This is a genomic window from Vibrio sp. Sgm 5, assembly GCF_026241575.1.
In the GTDB taxonomy this organism is placed as follows: domain Bacteria; phylum Pseudomonadota; class Gammaproteobacteria; order Enterobacterales; family Vibrionaceae; genus Vibrio; species Vibrio jasicida.
The window spans coordinates 1-595 of the sequence record NZ_JAPHPY010000137.1; the positions used below are offsets into that span (position 1 = coordinate 1).

A 595-nucleotide genomic window follows, 5' to 3' on the forward strand; every position below is an offset into this window, starting at 1 on the left:
GCTGCGATAGCAGAAGCAGCGAGTCGACCAAGCATGAGATTTGTCTCTGCCAAGTCAGAGGAAGCTCAGGTAATCGCAGCTATCCATCGAGTGAGGGATGGTTATATCAAAGAACGAACGGCTTGTATGAGCCGAATTGGAGCAATACTACTTGAGTTTGGGCTGAGTTTTCCTAAAGGCCATGCCAAGATGAAAGCGCTATTTCAGTGGTTGGCCGAGCAAGATATAAAGCTACCACCGAGTCTGGTCGCTGAGTTGCTCTCGATTCATGAGCACTATAAATACCTAAATGAGCAAGTATCTACTCAAGATAGAAAACTGAAAGCGATTACTGAAAATAATGAAAATGCCGAACTTTTGAAGAGTATTCCTGGTATTGGTGATTTAACAGCAACGTTGTGTGTGGCCAATATCAGTTCTCCTTCAAACTTTGGTGGAGGTCGCGAGATGGCTGCATGGCTAGGACTCGTTCCAAGGCAGTATTCAACGGGTGGCAAATCAAAGTTATTAGGCATGAGTAAACGAGGGAACAAACACCTTCGCGCTCTATTTATACATGGAGCGAGGTCCGTGCTATCTAGGATAGAAACAACAG

1 protein-coding gene is annotated in these 595 nt (G+C 45.0%); it reads left to right on the top strand.

All coding sequences use genetic code 11. The features are described 5' to 3' along the window. On the top strand, positions 1 to 595 hold a 595-nt coding region (locus tag OQJ86_RS26395; protein ID WP_265992351.1), incomplete at both ends, for an IS110 family transposase.